Origin of the sequence: Streptomyces sp. 8N706 (assembly GCF_052245415.1) — a bacterium.
In the GTDB taxonomy this organism is placed as follows: domain Bacteria; phylum Actinomycetota; class Actinomycetes; order Streptomycetales; family Streptomycetaceae; genus Streptomyces.
This window is the reverse complement of the sequence record NZ_JBQQBW010000001.1, coordinates 67,808-88,469: the sequence shown is the minus strand read 5'-3', so window position 1 is coordinate 88,469 and position 20,662 is coordinate 67,808. Positions and strand designations below refer to the sequence as shown.

The following is a 20,662-nucleotide window of genomic DNA, read 5'->3' as shown; positions in this document are numbered from 1 at the left end:
TCACCGGCGCTCAGCCCCCTGCGGAAGGTCCGCACCGCTGACCGTCCACCATGGCAGCACACGCTGGACGGGCGTGGTGTCGACCTTCTCGTCGCTCCACGGTGGCGGGGCGACGGGAGTCGTGGTGGAGCGCACCTGCACCCGCTCGACCCGGCCACCGTCTTCCTCTCGCCCGAAGCGGAGCAGCGCGATCCGTCGGAGGTACTGCTCGGAGAGCTGTCCGCGCAGGCCGTTGGCCCGGTTCTCGGCATCGTGCGAGCCGATGAGGAAGTCCCAGGCCCGCCGCAGCTCGTTCTGCTGGGTGTGGCTGGGGAGGAGGTTGTGACGGATGCCCGCTCCGTCCTGGGCGGAGAGGTCGGTCCAGTCCGTGGTCCCGATCCCGCCCTCCGGGGTGCGGATCTCGGCGCGGGCCTGCACGGCGATGTTCTGCTGGAGGGGGTTGGGAGCGAACAGTTTCCAGTTCTGCTCGAACTCCGGATAGATGTAGTCGTCGACCGTCGCCCCGTGCTGTTTGGTGATCGTGTTGGACGGGGCGACATGAAGAAAGACCATCGACAGATGCACCGCGGCGGCGACCGCGACGACCGCGACCGCCACCGCGACCACTATTCGTGAGGGCAGCGAGAGCGCGGCGACACCGCCGGGCACCGCCGTCCCGTTCTGCTGACGCTCCATTCAACCCCTCCCGGGTCCCCGGATCTGCGGGGAACGGTACTCAGAGCGCCCCTCCCAGGACAGCGCCTCGGGGTTATCCATAGCCTTGACACCTTACGACCCGCCACCGCACCATTGAACCGAACGATCGGTCGGTAGGCTGTCGGGTCTGCGCGACCGTGTTCATCGGAAGAGAGGGGCGCCTGGTGACAACGGTGGTTGCGGCCGGGAGCGGGGAAGCGTATGCGACGGCGTTCGACGCCGCGGTGGCGGCGGACGAGAGGATCGAGCCGCGCGACTGGATGCCCGACGACTACCGCGCGACGCTGGTGCGGCAGATTGCCCAGCACGCCCACTCCGAGATCATCGGCATGCAGCCGGAGGCCAACTGGATCACCCGTGCGCCCTCCCTGCGGCGCAAGGCGATCCTGATGGCCAAGGTGCAGGACGAAGCGGGGCACGGGCTGTATCTCTACAGCGCCGCGGAGACCCTGGGCACCGCGCGCGACGAGCTGCTCGACAAGCTCCACTCCGGTCGCCAGAAGTACTCCTCGATCTTCAACTACCCGACGCTGACGTGGGCCGATGTAGGCGCCATCGGCTGGCTGGTGGACGGTGCCGCGATCACCAACCAGGTGCCGCTGTGCCGCTGCTCCTATGGCCCGTACGCCCGGGCGATGGTGCGGATCTGCAAGGAGGAGTCGTTCCACCAGCGGCAGGGCTATGAGCTGCTGCTCACCCTCAGCCGCGGCACCGACGCCCAGCACGCGATGGCGCAGGACGCCGTGGACCGCTGGTGGTGGCCGTCGCTGATGATGTTCGGTCCGCCCGACGACGAGTCCGCGCATTCCGCCCAGTCCATGGCGTGGAAGATCAAGCGGCACTCCAACGACGAACTGCGCCAGCGCTTCGTGGACATCTGCGTTCCCCAGGCCGAGTCTCTCGGGCTCACGCTCCCCGACCCGGAGCTGCGGTGGAACGAGAAGCGTGGCCACTACGACTTCGGGGCGATCGACTGGGAGGAGTTCCGCCAGGTGCTGCGGGGCAACGGCCCCTGCAACGAGCAGCGGATCTCCCAGCGCCGGCGGGCCCATGAGGAAGGCGCCTGGGTGCGCGAGGCAGCCGCGGCCTACGCCGCCAAACACGGGGAGGCACGTGCATGAGCGCTACGGACTGGCCGCTGTGGGAGGTGTTCGTGCGCAGCAGGCGCGGCCTGTCGCACACCCACGCCGGAAGCCTGCACGCACCGGATGCCGTGATGGCGCTGCGCAATGCTCGCGACCTCTACACACGGCGGGCCGAGGGGGTCTCGATCTGGGTGGTGCCCTCCGCGGCGATCACCGCCTCCTCCCCGGACGAGAAGGACCCCTTCTTCGAACCGGCCGCCGACAAGCCCTACCGCCATCCGACGTTCTACGACATCCCGGAAGGGGTGCGGCACCTGTGACCGCGGCGCTGGCTCTGGGCGATGACGCGCTGGTGCTCTCCCACCGGCTGGGGGAGTGGGCCGGCAAGGCTCCCGTGCTCGAAGAGGACGTCGCACTCGCCAATATCGCGCTCGACCTGCTCGGCCAGGCCCGTGTACTGCTGTCCATGGTGGGCGATGAGGACGAACTCGCCTACCTCCGCGAGGAACGCGCCTTCCGCAATGTGCAGCTCGTCGAGCAGCCGGGCGGCGACTTCGCACAGACCATGGCCCGGCAGCTCTACTTCTCCACCTACCAACACCTGCTGTACGGGCAGCTGGTGCAGGGGGACGGGCCATTCGCCCCTCTCGCGGGCAAGGCTGTCAAGGAGGTCGCCTACCACCGGGACCACGCCGAGCAATGGACTCTGCGGCTGGGTGACGGCACGGCCGAGAGCCATAGCCGGATGCAGTGCGGTCTGGACGCGCTGTGGCGGTTCACCGGCGAGCTGTTCCAGCCCGTCGAGGGACTGGCCGTGGACGCGGACGCCCTGCGCGAGAACTGGCTGGAGTCCGTTGCCTCCGTACTGGAGCGCGCCACCCTGACGGTGCCGACCGGGCCGCAGATCGGGGCATGGACGGCGGGCGCGGGCCGCCAAGGTCTGCACACGGAGCCGTTCGGGCGGATGCTCGCGGAGATGCAGCATCTGCACCGCAGCCACCCGGGTGCGACATGGTGACCGGGACAACGCCGACCGCCCCGACCGCTCTCGAGGACGAGCTGCGCAGCCTCGCGGGTTCCGTGCCGGACCCGGAGCTCCCGGTCCTCACCCTGGACGAGCTGGGCGTGCTGCGCGGACTCCAGGTCCTGGGACCGGGCCGGGTGCAGGTCGAACTGACCCCGACCTACACCGGCTGCCCGGCGATCGAGTCCATGACCGCCGACATCGAGCGGGTTCTCCACCAGCACGGCATACCGGAGGTCACCGTCCGTACGGTCCTCTCCCCGCCGTGGACCACCGATGCGATCAGCGACGAAGGCCGCCGCAAACTGGAGGAGTTCGGCATAGCACCACCGCGCCCCGGCGGCCCGACCGGCCCGGTCATGGTGGAGCTCTCCGTGCGCTGCCCGCACTGCGGATCCACCGACACCACGCTGCTGAGCCGTTTCTCCTCCACCGCGTGCAAGGCGCTGCGCCGCTGCGAGTCCTGCCGTGAACCGTTCGACCACTTCAAGGAGTTGTAGATGGCCGGGGCCCGCCATGGTGCCTTCCATCCGCTGCGGGTGGCCGCCGTCGACCGGCTGACCGACGACTCGGTCGCCGTCACCCTGGCTGTGCCTCCTGAACTGCGCGAGACCTACCGCTTCACCCCGGGACAGCACCTCGCGCTGCGTCGGCGGAGCGTGGACGGCTCGGAGATCCGCCGCACCTACTCCCTCTGCGGCCCCGCCGGGCATCCGGACGGGCCGGCGACCCTGCGCATGGGAGTGCGGCTGGTCGAGGGCGGCGAATTCTCGACCTTCGCCCTCAAGGAGCTGGAGGTCGGCCACACCGTGGAGGCGATGGCACCGGCCGGACGGTTCGTGCTGGAGCCCACGCCGGGGCACTTCGCCGCCGTGGTCGGCGGCAGCGGCATCACGCCCGTGCTGTCCATCATCTCGACGCTGCTGTCCCAGGAGCCCGAGGCACGTTTCTGTCTGATCCGGAGCGACCGCACCGCAGCCTCCACGATGTTCCTGGAGGAGGTCGCCGACCTCAAGGACCGCTATCCCGACCGTCTCCATCTGGTGCAGACGCTGTCCCGCGAGGACCAGCAGGCCGGGCTGCCGTCCGGACGGCTCGACGAGGCACGGCTCACCCGGCTGCTGCCCGCCCTGCTGCCGGTGGAATCGGTGGACGGCTGGTTCCTGTGCGGGCCTTATGGGCTGGTCCAGGGGGCGGAGCGGGCGCTACGCGCCCTCGGCGTACCCCGGGGCCGGGTCCACGAGGAGATCTTCCATGTGGACAGCGGTGTCTCCGCCGCTTCCGCTCCGGTTACGACCCAGGCTCGCGGCGCCGTGACCGCGACCTTGGACGGGCGGTCCGGCACCTGGCCGGTGCGAGACGGCGAGTCGCTGCTGGAGGCCGTACTGCGCAACCGTGCCGACGCCCCGTACGCCTGCAAAGGTGGTGTGTGCGGGACCTGCCGGGCCTTTCTGGTCTCCGGAGAGGTGCGGATGGACCGGAACTTCGCCCTGGAGGCGGACGAGGTGGACGCGGGCTATGTCCTGGCCTGCCAGTCCCACCCCGTCACCGAGCAGGTGGAATTGGACTTCGACCGCTGACCCCGACGGCCCGCCCCCTGAAGCACCGCACCGCCGTGTCGCCACCCTTCCCAATCAAGGGACTCGTTCCGAATCGACGAACCATCAGATTTGCGGGTGCGCGCGCGGAGGGACGGGCAGTGGACCTCACCGTCACCGAAGAACAGCCAGCGGCCGTCGAGGCGGCGGTGGACCGGGCCGCTGGGGCCCTGCCTCTCACCGGGGACGTCGCCGTGGACATCTGGGCATCGGACGGAATACGCCGGGTCGTACAGACGGCGCAGCATCTGCACGGCGGCTTCAGCGCCGACGCCGACTACCCACTGCACCGCTACCCCGCATGGGCCAAGCAATCGGAGCTCTCCCACGGCCACGCAGCCGCACACGAAGAAGCACTCGGCGATCTTCTCGCCGCCCGTCCACTGAGGTGAGATCAGGCCGGACGGCGGTCAGGCGTCCCGGTCTCGATGTCGCTCCTATGACCGAGGGCGGCGCCCGTGCTGGGACCGGGAGGCTTTGCCGGAAGCTCGCGGCGTCCGAGTGGCGGCACTCCCTCAGCTCCGTCGGACAACCCTCACCGGCCGAAGGCTGAAGGAGATCGTCCGAGTACGGGGGTCGCCGCCCGCCGGGTGACCGTCGACGAAGCCGTCCCCATGCCGAAGGCCGGTGGATCTCGGGCGACTCCGACAGCACAGCGTGGGGGTACTCTCGCCGGCTACCGGCGGTGGGGACACTCCCCGGCCCTGGGCTGGCAGAGTGCCGGACGTCGGGAGCCGGTGAACCTCCCGGTCACAGCGCTAGAGCACGAACGGCGCGTCGGCGCTCTCGCCGACCAGCGGACGTCCCGCCGCCTCCCAGCCGACCATGCCGCCGTCCACATTCACCGCGTCGATCCCCTGGGCGATCAGATACTGCGCGACCTGCGCCGACCGGCCACCGACCCGGCACACCACATGCACCCGGCGTCCATCGGCGACCGCCTCCGTCAGCTCTTCGAAGCGTGCCACGACCTGGCCCATCGGCAGATGCAGAGCGCCTTCGGCATGACCGGCCGTCCACTCGTCGTCCTCGCGGACATCCAGCAGAAAGCCGTCGGACGGTACCGCGGCGGCGTCCACCGCGGGCAGCTGGGCGAAGTGCATGAGGTCAGCCTCTCCGGGTCTCGTACGGGCCGGGCGGATGGGCCCGCCCCTGCACGTTACCCAACCAGGTCGGTCAGCCGGGCCTCTCGCTCGGAGACCTGCGCCAGAAGCTGCTCGGCGATTTCCTCCAGCAGCGCGTCCGGGTCGTCGGGAGCCATTTTGAGCATCGCCCCGATGGCGCTCGACTCCAGCTCCGCGGCGACGGCGGCCAGCATCTCCTTACGCTCGGCCAGCCACTCCAGCCGCGCGTACAGCTCCTCGCTCCTGCTGGGCCGCTGTGCCTCTTCCCGCGGCCCAGCAGCCCACTCGTCGGCCAGCTCCCGCAGAACCTCCAGGTCTCCGGCCGCATACGCCTTGTTGACCCGCGCGATGAACGCGTCACGCCGCTCCCGCTCCGGCTCGTCCCGCGCCAGGTCGGGGTGCGCCTTGCGGACGAGCTCGCGGTAGGCCTTGCGGGCTTCCTCGCTGGGCCTCACCCGTCGGGGCGGCTGAACCGGGCGGTCGGTGAGCATCGCGTTCGCCTCCGGCGACAGACCCTCCGAATCGATCCAGCCGTGGAACAGCTCCTCCACGGCCGGCATCGGCAGCACCAGCCCCCGGGCCTCCTGTGCTCTGCGTATGTCCTCGGGATCGCCGGTCCGGGCGGCGATCGCCTCCGCGATCATCGCGTCGAGTTCGTCGAGCCGGGTGTACATCGGGCCGAGCCGCTGGTGATGCAGACGGGAGAAGTTCTCCACCTCGACCCGGAAGGTCTCCACCGCGATCTCGAATTCGATGAGCGCCTGCTCCGCGGCGTCCACCGCCTGCTCCAGGCGTGCTTCCGGCCGCGGACCGCCCTGGGGCTCCGTCCGCTCCGCTTCCGGGTTCGTCTCGGCTTCCGGGTTCGTCACCCGGCCAGCCTACGGGCCGCCCCGGAGCTGCGGGCCCGGGAGGGCCCATACCCCGCGGCCCTTGAACCGCCCCCCTGACGTTCCTTCCGGTTGCGCGGGCGCCGACACCGACCGGGCCGGCCCCTCAGACCCCCGTCTCAGCGGCTATCCGCCCGCTCCGGACCGCCGCCACCAGTTCGGCGTGGTCGGCTTCCGTACGGTCCGCGTACGCCACCGCGAAGGCGGCGACCGCCTCGTCCAACGCCTCTCCCTTTCCGCAGTAGCCGGCGATCAGCCGCGGGTCCGCCGTGTGCGTATGCGCCCGCGCCAGGAGAGCACCGGTCATCCGCCCGTAGTCGTCGAGCTGGTCGGCGGCGAGCGCGGCCGGGTCCACGCTGCCCTTCCGGTTCCGGAACTGCCGCACCTGATACGGGCGCCCCTCCACCGTCGTCCACCCCAGCAGAATGTCGCTCACGACCTGTATCCGCTTCTGCCCGAGCACCACCCGGCGCCCCTCGTGCCCGGAACGCACGGCATCCTCCACCTCGAACCCGGCCTTCGTCACATGCGGCAGCAGGGCGGACGGCCGTGCCTCCTTCACCTGCAGCACCAGGGGCTCGCCCCGGTGGTCGAGCAGCAGCACCACATACGACCGCAAGCCCACACTGCCTGTGCCGACCACCCGGAACGCCACATCGTGGACCGCGTACCGCCCGATCAGCGGCAGCCGGTCTTCCGGCAGGGTCTGCAGATACCCGGCCAGCGCCGACGCCACCGCCGACGCCTCGGCGTCCGGTACCCGCCGCAGCACCGGTGGTGAGTCCGTGAAGCGACGTCGGCCGTCCGCGAGCACCTCGGTCGACTTGGCGGCGAACCGGGCGCTGGTGTTGCGCCGCGCCTTCTCCGAGACCCGCTGCAAGGTGCCGATCAGATCGCGTGCGTCGGTGTGCGAGACGAGTTCCTCGTCGGCGATCGCGTTCCATGCGTCCAGCACCGGCAGCTTCGCCAGCAGCCGGATCGTGCGCCGGTACGCCCCCGCGGCGTCCTGCGCCGCCTCCCGGCAGGTGTCCTCGTCCGCGCCCGCCACCCGGCCGGCCAGCACCAGAGAGGCCGCGAGCCGCTTGAGGTCCCACTCCCACGGGCCGTGCACGGTCTCGTCGAAGTCATTGATGTCCATGACGAGATTGCCCAGATGATCGCCGTAGAGCCCGTAGTTCCCGGCGTGCGCGTCACCGCAGATCTGAGCGCCGATCCCCGTGGCGGGCGTCCCCGCGAGGTCGTACGCCATCAGCCCGGCCGATCCGCGGAGAAAGGCGAACGGGCTCTCGGCCATCCGGCCGACACGTATCGGGGTCAGCTCCGGCAGCCGCCCGGCATTGGACTCCTCCACGGCCGTCACGGCGTCGGGCCGCCCGGCTCCCAGGACCAGCTCGGAGTGCGCGGCGCGCGGCACCCGGTCCCGCAGGGCCTTTCCCCTCTGCTTCGGTGTGGGCGCCCCCTCCGGCCACCGCGCGAATCCCGAAAGGTCCGGAATCCGGCCACCCGCCTCCCCCGTCAGCTGCTGGTTCATCACTGGCCGCCTCCCCGTCCCCAACACGACTGGCATGACCGTACCCTCAGCCGCCGACCGTTGCAGGGCCTGTGGACAACAGCCTGTGGACAACTCCGTGCAGCTCGATTCCCCCAGAGCCGGAGCGAGCATGAGCGGGCAGGTGATCAAGAATCAGCGGGCCCGGACGCCGGTCGAGCATCATCAGCCACGCCGAACCGGACCACCTGCCGTACGCGGACTCTGCTCCGTGCCCGCGCCGGGGCCCCCAACAAGTGGATCCCACAGTGGATCCCGACCAGTGGACGCCAACCGGTCACGGGGCCACCCCGGGCCGACCGCTCAGCCCTCAACCGGCCGACCGGTCAACCGCTCAGCGGTCCGCCGCCACGGAACCGATCCGGACAGCCGCCCGCGTCCGGCAGATACAGCTCCGCCCACCGCCCCAGTTCCTTCAGCGCCGGGTCCAGCGCCTTCCCGGCCTCGGTCAGCCGGTAGGCGACCCGCAACGGAGGCCCGGCGTCCACCTCCCGTACGAGCAGCCCCGCCGCCCCCAGCTCCGTCAGCCGGTCGGACAGCATGCGCTCGCTGATCCCCGGGATGGCCCGGCGCAGCTCGGCGAAGTGCACCGCCCGCTGCATCAGCACGGACACGATCAGGCCGGTCCAGCGCTTCCCGAAGAGCTCGAAAACGCGCGTCATGCCGGAGTCGACCTTCTTGCACTCCTGCTCGCCGTGGTCAGCCATGCCTCCCAGAGTACTGGCTCACCTTCGCTGCTATAAAAAAGTAAGTGGCTGTGCTAATAATAGCTACGTACGAATCTGGACCTGCTTACTGATTGCCGGAGGCACTCCATGCCCACGCTCCTTCACCTCGACTCCTCCGCCCTGCTCCAGGGCGGCTCGGCATCCCGTGACGTCACCGACACCTTCCGCAAGGCCTGGGAGGAGCAGCACCCAGGAGGGACGGTCGTCTATCGCGACCTCGCCGCGGACCCGCTGCCGCACCTCGATGCCACCTCCATCACGGCAGGCTTCGCCGATCCCTCCGACCACTCCCCGGAGCAGCAGGCGGCTTTCGCCGTACGCACCACTCTCGCCACAGAACTGGAGCAGGCCGACGCCGTACTCATCGGTGCGCCGATGTACAACTTCACGATTCCCTCCACCCTCAAGGCGTGGCTGGACCATGTGATCCTGATGGGCCGCACCGCCGGTGACGCGCCCTCCGCCGCCGGCACCCCGGTCACCGTGGTCGCCAGCCGCGGAGGTTCGTACGGCCCTGGCACTCCGCGTGAGGGATTCGAGTTCGTGCAGACCTACCTGCAGAAGGTGCTGGGAGACCTGCTCGGCCTCGAGGTCGACTTCATCGTCCCCGAGCTGACGTTCGCCCGGTCGAACCCGGCGATGGCGGACCTGGTCGAGCTGGCCGACGCCTCCCGCGCCAAGGCCCATGAGGACGCCACGAAGAAGGCGAAAGCGCTCGCCTCACGCCTCGCCGCCTGACCGGCGCGCCCGGGAGGCCCCCGGCCCGTACGGGCTTGCGCCACGCCTCCTCGCACTCCAACGAAGGAGGCAGCAAGGAACACAAGCGAGGCCTCTCCGAAGTGACACATCTCGCTTCGGAGAGGCCCGCTTCGCATGGAAGGCGGCCGAGAACCGACGAACAGCCCGATCCGGGCACTGAAGCACCTTCGGCCCCACCGGAAGCCCGAACGGGCAGGCTCTCACGCCAGCACTTGACCCTCCGTCAGGCGCCAAGGCCTCCTGAGCCGCTCAGGCTGCACCGGGGGCCGTCTCCTGGAGCGCCAGGTTCGACGCGGCGAGACCCGCGCCACTCGGCCGCCACGACGCACCCGGCTCCCGCCCGGCGGCACGGCCCCGGCAGGACGTCGACCGACCTACGCCGCGGCCACGACGGATCCGTCCGACAGAACCGTCCCCGACAGGCCCGAGCAAACAGGCCCCGCGCCAACGGTTCAGAGCCACGGGTCCGGCGCCGCCCGTTCCGGGCCACCGGTGCCGACGGCCGGAAGACCACTGCCGCCGACGACCGGAGCCGAGCCGGGCGAAGCCGCCGGCCGGGCCCCATCGGGTTGCACCCGTCTCACCGGCGCCGTTCTTCCGAAGGGCCCGGCGCCCGGACTTCTCCCTCACACCCTGCGACGGCGGCGTGACAACGCGAAGTGGGCCTCTCCGAGCGACTTTCGTCACTCTGGAGCGGCCCACTTCGTATGGTGCGCGAGGGGGGAGTTGAACCCCCACGCCCTTTCGGGCACTGGAACCTGAATCCAGCGCGTCTGCCTATTCCGCCACCCGCGCATGGGTGTTGCCGTGAGACTCCCCCTCCGCCGTCCGGACCGATCGGTCCGTGTCGTGTGGGAGCGCCTTCCGACATCCAGAAGATTAGCACGCTGGCCGGGGTGGGTTCACACGCGTATTCCTCGCCCACGGGGCCGGGCACCTCGCCGGTTGCGGGACACTGTCGTAGTGGTCGCCTCTACGATCCGGTGTGGGCGGTCTCCCGAGCGCACCCGCGACGGTCCTGTGAGCGGCCCCTGTGAGGGGCGACACTCGACGGCCGGGGCGCGAAGTGGAACCACCTGTGTTTGCCGGTCGTGGATACGATCAGTAAGCAGTACCAGGACGACTTCAGGGAAGAGCATCAGGAAAGGAGGTGCCCCGTGGGAGTACTGAAGCGCTTCGAGCAGCGTCTCGAGGGTCTCGTGAACGGCACCTTCGCCAAGGTGTTCAAGTCCGAGGTCCAGCCGGTGGAGATCGCGGGAGCACTCCAGCGGGAGTGCGACAACAACGCCACCATCTGGAACCGCGACCGCACGGTCGTCCCGAACGACTTCATCGTCGAGCTCAGCACGCCGGACTACGACCGGCTCAGCCCGTACTCCGGCCAGCTCGGCGACGAGCTCTCCAGCATGGTGCGGGACTACGCCAAGCAGCAGCGCTACACCTTCATGGGCCCGATCAAGGTCAATCTGGAGAAGGCGGACGACCTCGACACCGGCCTGTACCGCGTCCGCAGCCGGACCCTGGCCTCCAGCGAGTCCCAGAGCCCCGCGGGCCGGCGCCCGGCTGCCGCACCGCACCCCGGCGGGTACCCCGCGCAGCCCGCGAGCCCGCCGCCCATGCCCGCCTCGCCGCCCGGCGCCCGCCCCTCCGGCGGCCCGGCGCCGGTGACCCGGCTGCCCGGTGCGGGCCCGATGCCCGGCGCCCAGACCCGCCGCTGGATCGAGATCAATGGCACACGCCACCAGATTTCCCGGCCGACCCTGGTGCTGGGCCGCAGCACCGAGGCCGATGTGCGGATCGACGACCCCGGTGTCTCCCGCCGGCATTGCGAGATCCGGACCGGCACGCCCTCGACGATCCAGGATCTGGGCTCTACCAACGGCATCGTGGTAGACGGGCAGCACACCACCCGCGCTACGCTCCGCGACGGCTCGCGGATCGTCGTGGGCAGTACCACCATCGTTTACCGGCAAGCCGAAGGGTGAAGCGGGGGCAATGTCAGAGCTGACCCTGACGGTCATGCGGTTGGGCTTTCTCGCCGTACTGTGGCTGTTCGTCATCGTGGCCGTACAGGTCATTCGTAGCGACCTGTTCGGCACCCGCGTGACCCAGCGCGCAGGTCGCCGGGGGGCCGAGCAGAACCGGCCGCCCGCCGGCCGACAGCAACAGCCGCCGCAGCAGCGCACGCAGTCCAACGGCCGCGGCGCGAGCCGTCAGCGGCGCGGCGCACCCACCAAGCTGGTGGTCTCCGAGGGCACCCTCACCGGCACGACGGTCTCGCTCCAGGGCCAGACCATCACCCTCGGCCGGGCCCACGACTCGACGATCGTGCTGGACGACGACTACGCGTCCAGCAGGCATGCCAGGATCTACCCGGACCGTGACGGCCAGTGGATCGTCGAGGATCTCGGGTCCACCAACGGCACGTATCTCGACCGGACCCGACTCACCACCCCGACACCGATTCCGCTGGGCGCGCCGATCCGCATCGGCAAGACCGTCATCGAGCTGCGGAAGTAGTACGACAATGAGCGAGCGGAGCGAGCGAGCCGTGGCCTCGTTGTCAACAGGCCTCGGCAAGCTCCCGACCGGAGGGTGGGCACCGTGCGGATGTACCCGGAGCCGACGGGCGAGGTGCGCATGAGTCTGTCACTGCGCTTCGCCGCCGGATCGCACAAAGGCATGATCCGCGAGGGCAACGAGGACTCCGGTTACGCCGGCCCCCGCCTTCTCGCCATCGCCGACGGCATGGGTGGTCAGGCCGCGGGCGAGGTCGCCAGCTCCGAAGTGATCTCCACACTCGTCCAGCTCGACGACGACGTGCCGGGCTCCGACATCCTGACGTCCCTCGGTTCGGCCGTGCAGCGGGCCAACGACCAGCTGCGCGTCATGGTCGAGGAGGACTCCCAGCTCGAGGGCATGGGCACCACGCTCACCGCCCTGCTGTGGACCGGACAGCGGCTGGGTCTCGTCCACGTCGGCGACTCCCGCGCCTATCTGCTGCGCGACGGTGTCCTCACCCAGATCACCCAGGACCACACCTGGGTACAACGGCTCGTCGACGAGGGCCGGATCACCGAGGAGGAGGCCACCACCCACCCGCAGCGCTCTTTGCTGATGCGGGCGCTGGGCAGCGGTGACCATGTGGAGCCCGACCTCTCCATCCGTGAGGTCCGGGCCGGCGACCGTTACCTCATCTGCTCCGACGGTCTCTCCGGCGTCGTCAGCCACCAGACCCTCGAGGACACACTCGCCGGCTACCAGGGCCCGCACGAGACCGTGCAGGAGCTGATCCAGCTCGCTCTGCGCGGCGGCGGCCCCGACAACATCACCTGCATCGTCGCCGACGTTCTCGACGTCGACGACAGCGACACCCTCGCCGGACAGCTCAACGACACCCCTGTCGTAGTGGGCGCGGTGGCGGAGAACCAGCATCAGCTCGGCGACGACGGCGCCATGCAGACCCCGGCCGGCCGTGCCGCCGAGCTCGGGCGGGGCGTCCCCCCGCAGGCGCCCGGCGCAGACTCCGGTGGCTTCGGCCCGCCCGGCAGCGGCGACCCCGGCATCGCCGGTCTCTCCGACGGCAGCTACGGCGCGTACACCGACGAGGACTTCACCAAGCCCGCCCACCGCGGCAGCTGGCTCAAGAGATCGCTGGTCATCACGCTCGCGCTCGGCGTCGTCGGCGCGGCCCTCTACGGCGGCTACCGCTGGACCCAGACCCAGTACTACGTCGGTGCCAAGGGCAAGCACATCGCGCTCTACCAGGGCATCAGCCAGGATCTGGCGTGGATCAGCCTCAACGAGGTCCATGAGGACCACCCCGAGATCGAACTCAAGTACCTCCCCGCCTATCAGCGGAACCAGGTCAAGGAGACGATCGCGGTCGGCAGCCTCGGACAGGCGGAGGACAAGGTCGAGGAGCTCGGTAACCAGGCCTCGGCGTGCCACAAGCGCGCCGAGCAGGCCAAGGCCGCCGAGCAGCAGGCCAAGGACCGCCGGAAGACCGACGACCAGCAGGGCGAGGCCGGCGGCGAGCCCGCGACCCGTAGCACGACCGACAAGAACAGCCCGAGCAGCAGCGCCACTCCGACGCCCGGCCCCAGCCTGTCGGAGGAAGAGCAGCAGCTGGCCAAACAGTGCGATAGCACCCAGCAGTAGCCGTAGGGGGCCGTCCAGACCATGACCAGCACCACGAACACGACCACGATCAGCTCCGTAGGAGCTCCGAGCCGGCGCAACACCGAACTCGCGCTGCTCGTCTTCGCCATCCTGATCCCGGTCTTCGCCTACGCCAACGTGGGCCTGGCGAAGGACGGCAGCATGCCGGCCGGCATGCTCGGCTACGGCGTGGGCCTCGGTCTCCTCGCGGGTGTCGCGCATCTGATGGTCCGCAAGTTCGCCCCGTACGCCGACCCGCTGATGCTCCCCGTCGCCACGCTGCTCAACGGCCTCGGCCTGGTGCTCATCTGGCGGCTCGACCAGGAGCCGACCATCACCACCCCGCAGCTCGGCGGTGCGATGGCACCCGGCCAGCTGATGTGGTCCACCCTGGGCGTCGCACTGTTCCTCGGCGTGCTCGCCTTCCTCAAGGACCACCGCGTCCTGCAGCGTTACACCTACATCTCCATGGTGGTGGCGCTGCTCCTCCTGATCGCGCCGATGTTCTTCCCGGCCCGGTTCGGCGCACGGATCTGGATCACCATCCCCGGTGTCGGCTCGCTCCAGCCGGGTGAGTTCGCGAAGATCGTCATCGCGGTCTTCTTCGCCGGTTACCTGATGGTGAAGCGGGACGCACTCGCGCTCGCCAGCCGCCGCTTCATGGGCCTGTATCTGCCGCGGGGCCGCGACCTCGGTCCCATTCTGGTGATCTGGGCGCTCAGCCTGCTGATCCTGATCTTCGAGACCGACCTCGGCACGTCGCTGCTGTTCTTCGGCCTCTTCGTGATCATGCTGTATGTCGCCACCGAGCGCACCAGTTGGGTCGTCTTCGGCCTCACCCTGAGCGCGGCCGGCGCCGTCGCCGTGGCCTCCTTCGCGGGCCACGTCCAGCGCCGTGTCGACGACTGGCTCGACCCGCTCCGCCTCGTCAACGGCGGCGTCACCGAAACCGCACAGGCCATGTACTCCTTCGGGTCCGGGGGCATCTTCGGATCCGGCCTGGGCCAGGGCTACTCCCGTCTCATCGGCGGTATCGCACCCAAGAGCGACTACATCCTCGCCACCGTCGGCGAGGAGCTGGGCCTCACCGGCCTCATGGCGATCCTGGTGCTGTACGGGCTGCTGATCGAGCGTGGCGTACGCACCGCCCTCGCCGCCCGTGACCCCTTCGGCAAGCTTCTCTCCGTCGGCCTCTCCGGCGCCTTCGCGCTCCAGGTCTTCGTCGTCGCCGGCGGCGTCACCGGTCTCATCCCGCTGACCGGTATGACCATGCCCTTCCTCGCACAGGGCGGCTCGTCCGTCATCGCCAACTGGGCGCTCATCGCCATCCTGCTACGGATCAGCGACACCGCGCGGCGCCCGGCACCGGCTCCCGCCCCGTCCACCGACGCCGAAATGACTCAGGTGGTCCGACCGTGAACAAACCTCTCCGCCGGGTCGCCATTTTCTGCGGCCTGCTCGTCCTCGCCCTGCTGGTCCGCGTCAACTGGGTCCAGTTCGTCCAGGCCGAAGAGCTCTCCACCGACGCCAACAACCGCCGGGTCGCCATTGCCCGTTACGCCCAGGAGCGCGGCGACATCATCGTCGACGGCAAGGCGGTCACCGGCCACTCCGAGACCAGCGGCAGCGACTTCAAGTTCAAGCGCACCTACAAGAACGGCCCGATGTGGGCGCCGGTCACCGGCCGCGCATCACAGGCGTTCGGCGCCAACCAGCTCGAAGAGATCTACGACGGCATCCTCACCGGTGACGACGACCGGCTCTTCTTCAACCGCACGATCGACATGATCACCGGCAAGGAGAAGAAGGGCGGACAGGTCGTCACCACCCTCAACGCCAAGGCGCAGAAGGCCGCCTTCGAGGGCCTCGGCGACAAGAAGGGCGCGGTCGTCGCCCTCGACCCGAAGACCGGCGCGATCCTCGCCCTGGCCAGCACCCCGAGCTACAACCCGTCCAGCTTCGCGGGCAACTCCGACAAGGACACGGACGCCTGGGTCAAGCTGAACAAGGACGAGGACAAGCCGATGGTCAACCGGGCGCTGCGGGAAACGTACCCGCCCGGCTCGACCTTCAAGGTCGTCACGGCCGCCGCCGCCCTGGAGAACGGCAAGGTCACGGACATCGACGCCGAGACCGACTCGCCGCTGCCCTGGCAGCTGCCGCTCAGCACCAAGAACCTGGAGAACGAGGGCAACATCCCCTGCGAGAACGCCACTCTCCGCCAGGCACTGCGGTTCTCCTGCAACACCGTCTTCGGCAAGCTGGGCGACGACGTCGGCCGGGACAAGATGGTCGAGCAGGCCGAGAAGTTCGGCTTCAACGAAGAGGTCTTCACCCCGGTCCGCGCCGACAAGAGCGTCTACGACGACAAGATGGACCGGCCCGGCAACGCCCTCTCCTCCATCGGCCAGTTCAACACCGCCACGACTCCGCTCCAGATGGCGATGGTGACCTCCGCGATCGCCAACGACGGCAAGCTCATGAAGCCGTACATGGTGGACCAGCTCCGTGCGCCGAACCTCAATGTGATCGAGCAGCACAAGCCCGAGGAGATGAGCCGTCCGCTCAGCGGGGAGAACGCCCAGAAGCTTCAGGACATGATGGAGACGGTCGTCAAGGAGGGCACCGGCACCAAGGCCCAGATCCCGGGCGTCACCGTCGGTGGCAAGACCGGTACCGCACAGCACGGTGTCGACAACAGTGAGAAGCCCTACGCGTGGTTCATCTCATACGCAAAGACCGACAACGGCAGCCCTGTCGCGGTTGCCACGGTCGTCGAGGACGGCAGTGCCAACCGTGACGACATCTCCGGCGGCGGCCTTGCCGCGCCGATCGCCAAGGACGTCATGGAGGCGGTACTCAACGGCAAGTGACCCGGATCACGCTCTGAACCGAACTGCCCACGCGACCGTACCGGTCCGGTATCAGGTAGCGGTCGCGTCCGGGACCCCCACGGCGTGCCGGGTACGGTAGGCCCGAGCAGCACACCGCCGGACCCCATACCGGTGCGTCGGGAATGACGGAGAGGGCTGGAGAAGCTATGGAAGAGCCGCGTCGCCTCGGCGGCCGGTACGAGCTGGGCTCGGTGCTCGGCCGCGGCGGTATGGCCGAGGTGTACCTCGCCCATGACACCCGCCTCGGCCGCACCGTCGCTGTGAAGACGCTGCGGGTCGATCTGGCGCGCGACCCGTCGTTCCAGGCCCGGTTCCGCCGAGAGGCCCAGTCGGCCGCCTCGCTCAACCACCCGTCGATCGTCGCGGTCTACGACACCGGCGAGGACTACGTCGACGGCGTCTCGATCCCGTACATCGTCATGGAGTACGTGGACGGGTCGACCCTCCGTGAGCTGCTGCACTCCGGCAGAAAGCTGTTGCCCGAACGGTCGCTGGAGATGACCGTCGGGATCCTCCAGGCCCTGGAGTACTCCCACCGGGCCGGCATCGTCCACCGCGACATCAAGCCGGCCAACGTCATGCTGACGCGCACCGGCCAGGTCAAGGTCATGGACTTCGGCATCGCCCGCGCCATGGGCGACTCGGGCATGACCATGACGCAGACGGCCGCGGTCATCGGCACCGCGCAGTACCTCTCTCCCGAGCAGGCCAAGGGCGAGCAGGTCGACGCGCGCTCCGACCTGTACTCCACCGGCTGCCTGCTGTACGAGCTGCTGACCGTCCGGCCGCCCTTCGTGGGCGACTCCCCGGTCGCGGTGGCGTACCAGCACGTCCGCGAGGAGCCTCAGCCGCCGAGCACCTTCGATCCGGAGCTCCCTCCGGAGATGGACGCCATCGTCCTCAAGGCGCTCACCAAGGACCCCGACTACCGGTACCAGTCGGCCGACGAGATGCGCGCCGACATCGAAGCGGCTCTCGAGGGCCAGCCGGTGGCGGCCACGGCTGCCATGGGCTCGGTCGGCTACGGAGCGTACGGCGCGGACCAGCCGACGACCGCCCTGCGCGCCCAGGACGCGCACGGGCAGACCTCCATGCTGCCGCCGATGCGCGAGGACGACGGTGGCTACGGCTACGACGAGCGCCCGGACCGCCGCCGCGGCGGGGGCGACAGGAAGAGCAACACCTCGACGATCCTGCTGGTGGTCGCGGGCATACTGGTGCTGGTCGGAGCGATCTTCATCGGCAAGGAGATCTTCGGCGGAACCACCCCCGCCAGCCGGGTCGACGTGCCCAATCTCGTCGGCAACACCTTGGCCGAAGCCAAGTCCCAGGGCGAGAACGGCGGCTTCAACGTCGTCAAGGACGGCTCGAAGAGCTGCGGCAACGTCAAGAAGAACCAGATCACCAAGCAGAGCCCGGCCCAGGGCGCCAGGGTCGACAAGAACGGCACGGTCAAGGTCACCCTGTGCTCGGGTCCTCAGCTGATCTCCGTTCCGGACGTCCAGGGCCTGTCCCTCGAGAAGGCCCGGGAGGCTCTCGAGGACAAGGGCTTCGACGGCGACAAGATCCTCGCCAAGCCGGTCGAGTCGGAGCGCACCCCCGGGATCGTGATCGATCAGGCGCCCGCCGCGGAGAGCAAGAAGCCGAAGACCGCGACGATCACTCTCTCGGTCGCCAAGGAGAAGGAGAAGGTCACCGTCCCGGACGTGACCAACCAGCCGATCGCCACGGCCCAGCAGCAGCTGGAGGCGCTCGACCTCGAGGTCACTACCCAGGAGACCGAGCGTGAGGACGTGGCCGCGGGCACGGTCATCGCGCAGACACCGCCCGGCAACAGCCAGGTGGAGCCGCAGTCGACCGTCACCCTCACGGTGGCCAAGGCGGCCGAGAAGTTCGCCATGCCGGATGTGACCAACCAGAAGCTCAAGGACGCCAAGAAGGCGCTCGAGGAAGCGGGCCTGGTCGTCAGCGGCATCGGTCCGGCCCAGGAGGGCAACGCCATCGTGGTCGCCACCAACCCGGCGGCGGGCACCGAGGTGAAGAAGGGTGACTCCGTGAACCTGGTCACGGCACCGCCTCAGGGCGGCGACGGGGACCAGAACGGCGACGGGGGCCAGAACGGCGACGACGGCGGTATCTTCGGCGGCCCGGCCGGCTAGACGAAGACCTGAGCCGTCAGAGGGCACGGAGAGGCCCCGGCACCTCACTTGGGTGGGTGCCGGGGCCTCTCCGTGCCCTCCATGTCTCTGAGGCCTCTCCCTGCCTCCGGGGCGACCTCTCGCGGCCTCTCCGCGCCCTTCTGGACGCCCGGGGAGCCTCTCCCCGCCCCGGGAGCCTCTCCGACCCCGTTACGGCGTACACAGCGCGCCCTACGTCCGGCGCAGCTCCTCGGGGGGCGTACGGTCCGCGTCCACCTTCTCCGTGCGTTCCAGCTCGCCCCAGACGACGTACCGGTACTTCGATGTGTAGACCGGCGTGCAGGTCGTCAGCGTGATGTAGCGGCCCGCCTTCTTCCTGCCCGACTCCTTCGGGATGTCATCCAGCACGTCCACATTGAACTTCGAGGTCTCCGGCAGCTTCGCGAAGACCGTGTAGACGTACCAGGTGTCGCGGGTCTCGAAGACGACGGCGTCGCCCTCGTCGAGCTTGTCGATGTTGTGGAACTTCGCGCCGTGGCCGTCGCGGTGCGCGGCCAGGGTGAAATTGCCCTGGTCGTCCCAGGGCATCGCCGACTTCATGGGCTTGGTGTAGAAGCCGGCGACTCCGTGGTTGAGCTCCTCGGTGCCGGTCCCCTTGGTGACCAGCACCTCGCCGTTCCTCATCGCCGGCACATGCAGGAAGCCGATGCCGTCCTTGGTGTCCAGTGCGCCCGGCCCGCCCGCCCAGCGGTCGCGGATCCGGTCGCCCTGACGGGAGGCCTCCCGGTCCGCCAGCACATTGGTCCACCACAGCGAGTAGACGACGAACAGGGCGAGGACCAGACCGGCGGTGATCAACAGTTCGCCGACGACACTGATGGCGGCGGCTATCCGGCGCCCGGGGCGCGATCGCTGCGGTGGCTGTGCCTCGGTGTCCTCTGCGTGATGGGTCGCTGCCACCGCGTCGTACTCCGTTTCCGATGTTTCGATTGTTCTCTGGGCCCTAGCCGACGAGTGCGTCCGGCTTGCCCTCGCTGCGCGCCCGCTCGTCGACCATCTTTCCCCAGACGATCATTCGATAGGTGCTGGTGAACTCCGGTGTGCAGGTCGTCAGCGTGATGTAGCGCCCGGGCCGGGTGAAACCCGAGCCCGGCGGCACCGGTTTGATCACGTCGATGTTCGAGGGCAGCGTCTGCGGAAGGATGCTCGCCATCTCATACGTGTAGAAGCTGCGCTGCGTCTCGATGATGATCTCGTCGCCCGGATCGAGCCGGTTGATGTACCGGAAGGGCTCGCCGTGTGTGTTGCGGTGCCCCGCCACCGCGAAGTTGCCCTTCTTGTCCCAGGGCATGGCCGTCTTCAGCTTGCCGTCGGCGTAGTGGCCGACCATGCCGCGGTCCAGGACCTTGTGCTTGTCGATGCCCTCGGCAATCGGGACCTTCACGTCCAGCTTGGGGATGTACATGATCGCGAAGCCCTGGCCGGGCGAGAAGGCGCCCGCCTTCCGGTCGTCGCCGCCACTGTCCCACCGGTTCTGCAGGTTGCTGGCCGCTCCGCCGGCCTCCTGCTGGGCGAGAACGTTCGTGTACCAGAGCTGGTAGGTCACGAACAGCAGCATCAGCACGCCGATCGTGATGAATGTCTCCCCGAGGACGCGGCTGGCGATGACACTCGGCGGATCCTTGCGCGCCCGTGCCTGACGACGGGCCTCCATACGGGACCGGGGGGCGGGAACATCCGCACGGGTGGCGCTCGGCCCCGCTGCACGCCGTCCGCGTCTGCCGCCCAGCCGCCCGGCGCTCCGGGCCGCCTTCCGCCGCGCGGCCCGGCCACCTGCAACGGGAGTGCCGGACCTGGCGGACGACGCGGGCCGCGGGGACACGGAGGTACCCGCGACACGCAACGCCACGGTTTCGTCGTCCCCGGCCTCTCCGGTCCGGGATCCCGCAGCCGCCGCGCCGGCCCCCGGCTGCTCGCCGGGGGCCGGCGCGGGCATGGGAGCCTCGTCGGGACGCGGGG

19 protein-coding genes, 1 tRNA gene and 1 pseudogene are annotated in these 20,662 nt (G+C 69.5%); 13 read left to right on the top strand and 8 right to left on the bottom strand.

Going from position 1 to position 20,662, the window contains the following annotated elements; all coding sequences use genetic code 11:
* Entirely contained in the window at positions 1 to 675 is a 675-nt protein-coding gene (locus ACTWQE_RS00425; RefSeq protein WP_443326719.1) for a DUF5819 family protein, read from the bottom strand.
* Between the two features lie 185 nt (positions 676 to 860).
* Between ACTWQE_RS00425 and paaA the strand changes: the two genes are divergently transcribed.
* From paaA to ACTWQE_RS00395, 6 genes and pseudogenes are all read left to right on the top strand, one after another.
* A complete protein-coding gene (gene paaA, locus ACTWQE_RS00420) occupies positions 861 to 1,817 on the top strand; it encodes a 1,2-phenylacetyl-CoA epoxidase subunit PaaA (protein WP_443326718.1) in 957 nt (318 codons plus the stop codon).
* The gene (paaB, locus tag ACTWQE_RS00415) at positions 1,814 to 2,101 is read left to right on the top strand and encodes a 1,2-phenylacetyl-CoA epoxidase subunit PaaB (protein WP_443326717.1); all 288 of its coding nucleotides are present in this window, start codon (positions 1,814 to 1,816) and stop codon (positions 2,099 to 2,101) included. The genes paaA and paaB overlap by 4 nt, the downstream gene beginning before the upstream one ends.
* On the top strand, positions 2,098 to 2,799 hold the full coding sequence (gene paaC, locus ACTWQE_RS00410) for a 1,2-phenylacetyl-CoA epoxidase subunit PaaC (RefSeq protein ID WP_443326716.1): 702 nt from the start codon (positions 2,098 to 2,100) through the stop codon (positions 2,797 to 2,799). The genes paaB and paaC overlap by 4 nt, the downstream gene beginning before the upstream one ends.
* Complete coding sequence (paaD, locus tag ACTWQE_RS00405) at positions 2,793 to 3,305, top strand: 1,2-phenylacetyl-CoA epoxidase subunit PaaD (protein WP_443326715.1); 513 nt, start codon at positions 2,793 to 2,795, stop codon at positions 3,303 to 3,305. The genes paaC and paaD overlap by 7 nt, the downstream gene beginning before the upstream one ends.
* Complete coding sequence (locus tag ACTWQE_RS00400) at positions 3,306 to 4,385, top strand: 2Fe-2S iron-sulfur cluster-binding protein (protein ID WP_443326714.1); 1,080 nt, start codon at positions 3,306 to 3,308, stop codon at positions 4,383 to 4,385.
* Between the two features lie 176 nt (positions 4,386 to 4,561).
* A pseudogene (locus tag ACTWQE_RS00395) lies at positions 4,562 to 4,795 on the top strand (acyl-CoA dehydrogenase family protein); the annotation flags it as partial.
* A 366-nt stretch (positions 4,796 to 5,161) separates the two neighbouring features.
* Here ACTWQE_RS00395 and ACTWQE_RS00390 read toward each other — a convergent pair.
* The 4 genes from ACTWQE_RS00390 to ACTWQE_RS00375 all read right to left on the bottom strand — a co-directional run bounded on the left by ACTWQE_RS00390 (position 5,162) and on the right by ACTWQE_RS00375 (position 8,670).
* Positions 5,162 to 5,506, bottom strand: a complete 345-nt coding sequence (locus ACTWQE_RS00390; RefSeq protein WP_443326713.1) for a rhodanese-like domain-containing protein — start codon at positions 5,504 to 5,506, stop codon at positions 5,162 to 5,164.
* A 56-nt stretch (positions 5,507 to 5,562) separates the two neighbouring features.
* Complete coding sequence (locus ACTWQE_RS00385; RefSeq protein ID WP_443326712.1) at positions 5,563 to 6,396, bottom strand: J domain-containing protein; 834 nt, start codon at positions 6,394 to 6,396, stop codon at positions 5,563 to 5,565.
* A gap of 124 nt (positions 6,397 to 6,520) precedes the next feature.
* Positions 6,521 to 7,945, bottom strand: a complete 1,425-nt coding sequence (locus ACTWQE_RS00380) for a DUF2252 domain-containing protein (RefSeq protein ID WP_443326711.1) — start codon at positions 7,943 to 7,945, stop codon at positions 6,521 to 6,523.
* A 344-nt stretch (positions 7,946 to 8,289) separates the two neighbouring features.
* On the bottom strand, positions 8,290 to 8,670 hold the full coding sequence (locus ACTWQE_RS00375) for a winged helix-turn-helix transcriptional regulator (protein WP_443326710.1): 381 nt from the start codon (positions 8,668 to 8,670) through the stop codon (positions 8,290 to 8,292).
* 108 nt (positions 8,671 to 8,778) lie between these two features.
* On the opposite strand from ACTWQE_RS00375, the gene ACTWQE_RS00370 reads away from it, so the two are divergent.
* Positions 8,779 to 9,429: an FMN-dependent NADH-azoreductase gene (locus tag ACTWQE_RS00370; RefSeq protein WP_443326709.1), complete on the top strand. Its 651-nt coding sequence runs from the start codon at positions 8,779 to 8,781 to the stop codon at positions 9,427 to 9,429.
* A 729-nt stretch (positions 9,430 to 10,158) separates the two neighbouring features.
* On the opposite strand, the gene ACTWQE_RS00365 is transcribed toward ACTWQE_RS00370, so the two are convergent.
* Positions 10,159 to 10,245, bottom strand: a tRNA-Leu gene (locus ACTWQE_RS00365).
* A gap of 362 nt (positions 10,246 to 10,607) precedes the next feature.
* On the opposite strand from ACTWQE_RS00365, the gene ACTWQE_RS00360 reads away from it, so the two are divergent.
* From ACTWQE_RS00360 to pknB, 6 genes are all read left to right on the top strand, one after another.
* Complete coding sequence (locus ACTWQE_RS00360) at positions 10,608 to 11,435, top strand: FhaA domain-containing protein (RefSeq protein WP_443326708.1); 828 nt, start codon at positions 10,608 to 10,610, stop codon at positions 11,433 to 11,435.
* 10 nt (positions 11,436 to 11,445) lie between these two features.
* Positions 11,446 to 11,970 carry an FHA domain-containing protein FhaB/FipA gene (locus ACTWQE_RS00355; RefSeq protein WP_443326707.1) on the top strand — a complete coding sequence of 175 codons (525 nt, stop codon included), beginning with the start codon at positions 11,446 to 11,448 and terminating at the stop codon, positions 11,968 to 11,970.
* Positions 11,971 to 12,090: 120 nt separating this feature from the next.
* Positions 12,091 to 13,611: a PP2C family protein-serine/threonine phosphatase gene (locus ACTWQE_RS00350; protein WP_443326706.1), complete on the top strand. Its 1,521-nt coding sequence runs from the start codon at positions 12,091 to 12,093 to the stop codon at positions 13,609 to 13,611.
* A 21-nt stretch (positions 13,612 to 13,632) separates the two neighbouring features.
* On the top strand, positions 13,633 to 15,030 hold the full coding sequence (locus ACTWQE_RS00345) for an FtsW/RodA/SpoVE family cell cycle protein (protein ID WP_443326705.1): 1,398 nt from the start codon (positions 13,633 to 13,635) through the stop codon (positions 15,028 to 15,030).
* A complete protein-coding gene (locus ACTWQE_RS00340) occupies positions 15,027 to 16,484 on the top strand; it encodes a peptidoglycan D,D-transpeptidase FtsI family protein (protein WP_443326704.1) in 1,458 nt (485 codons plus the stop codon). Before ACTWQE_RS00345 ends, ACTWQE_RS00340 begins: the two co-directional genes overlap by 4 nt.
* Before the next feature lie 167 nt (positions 16,485 to 16,651).
* Complete coding sequence (pknB, locus tag ACTWQE_RS00335; protein WP_443326703.1) at positions 16,652 to 18,664, top strand: Stk1 family PASTA domain-containing Ser/Thr kinase; 2,013 nt, start codon at positions 16,652 to 16,654, stop codon at positions 18,662 to 18,664.
* A gap of 210 nt (positions 18,665 to 18,874) precedes the next feature.
* Here pknB and ACTWQE_RS00330 read toward each other — a convergent pair whose 3' ends face one another.
* Both ACTWQE_RS00330 and ACTWQE_RS00325 read right to left on the bottom strand, forming a co-directional pair.
* Complete coding sequence (locus tag ACTWQE_RS00330; protein ID WP_443326702.1) at positions 18,875 to 19,603, bottom strand: class E sortase; 729 nt, start codon at positions 19,601 to 19,603, stop codon at positions 18,875 to 18,877.
* Between the two features lie 43 nt (positions 19,604 to 19,646).
* Positions 19,647 to 20,357 carry a class E sortase gene (locus tag ACTWQE_RS00325; RefSeq protein ID WP_443326701.1) on the bottom strand — a complete coding sequence of 237 codons (711 nt, stop codon included), beginning with the start codon at positions 20,355 to 20,357 and terminating at the stop codon, positions 19,647 to 19,649.
* Positions 20,358 to 20,662 lie beyond the last annotated feature (305 nt).

Bases quoted from the DNA above. Each gene is read 5' to 3' on its own strand.
- ACTWQE_RS00425 (WP_443326719.1), bottom strand. From the start codon at position 675: ATGGAGCGTCAGCAGAACGGGACGGCGGTGCCCGGCGGTGTCGCCGCG.
- paaB (WP_443326717.1), top strand. From the start codon at position 1,814: ATGAGCGCTACGGACTGGCCGCTGTGGGAGGTGTTCGTGCGCAGCAGG.
- paaD (WP_443326715.1), top strand. From the start codon at position 2,793: ATGGTGACCGGGACAACGCCGACCGCCCCGACCGCTCTCGAGGACGAG.
- ACTWQE_RS00400 (WP_443326714.1), top strand. From the start codon at position 3,306: ATGGCCGGGGCCCGCCATGGTGCCTTCCATCCGCTGCGGGTGGCCGCC.
- ACTWQE_RS00390 (WP_443326713.1), bottom strand. From the start codon at position 5,506: ATGCACTTCGCCCAGCTGCCCGCGGTGGACGCCGCCGCGGTACCGTCC.
- ACTWQE_RS00380 (WP_443326711.1), bottom strand. From the start codon at position 7,945: ATGAACCAGCAGCTGACGGGGGAGGCGGGTGGCCGGATTCCGGACCTT.
- ACTWQE_RS00375 (WP_443326710.1), bottom strand. From the start codon at position 8,670: ATGGCTGACCACGGCGAGCAGGAGTGCAAGAAGGTCGACTCCGGCATG.
- ACTWQE_RS00370 (WP_443326709.1), top strand. From the start codon at position 8,779: ATGCCCACGCTCCTTCACCTCGACTCCTCCGCCCTGCTCCAGGGCGGC.
- ACTWQE_RS00355 (WP_443326707.1), top strand. From the start codon at position 11,446: ATGTCAGAGCTGACCCTGACGGTCATGCGGTTGGGCTTTCTCGCCGTA.
- ACTWQE_RS00350 (WP_443326706.1), top strand. From the start codon at position 12,091: ATGAGTCTGTCACTGCGCTTCGCCGCCGGATCGCACAAAGGCATGATC.
- ACTWQE_RS00345 (WP_443326705.1), top strand. From the start codon at position 13,633: ATGACCAGCACCACGAACACGACCACGATCAGCTCCGTAGGAGCTCCG.
- pknB (WP_443326703.1), top strand. From the start codon at position 16,652: ATGGAAGAGCCGCGTCGCCTCGGCGGCCGGTACGAGCTGGGCTCGGTG.
- ACTWQE_RS00325 (WP_443326701.1), bottom strand. From the start codon at position 20,357: ATGGAGGCCCGTCGTCAGGCACGGGCGCGCAAGGATCCGCCGAGTGTC.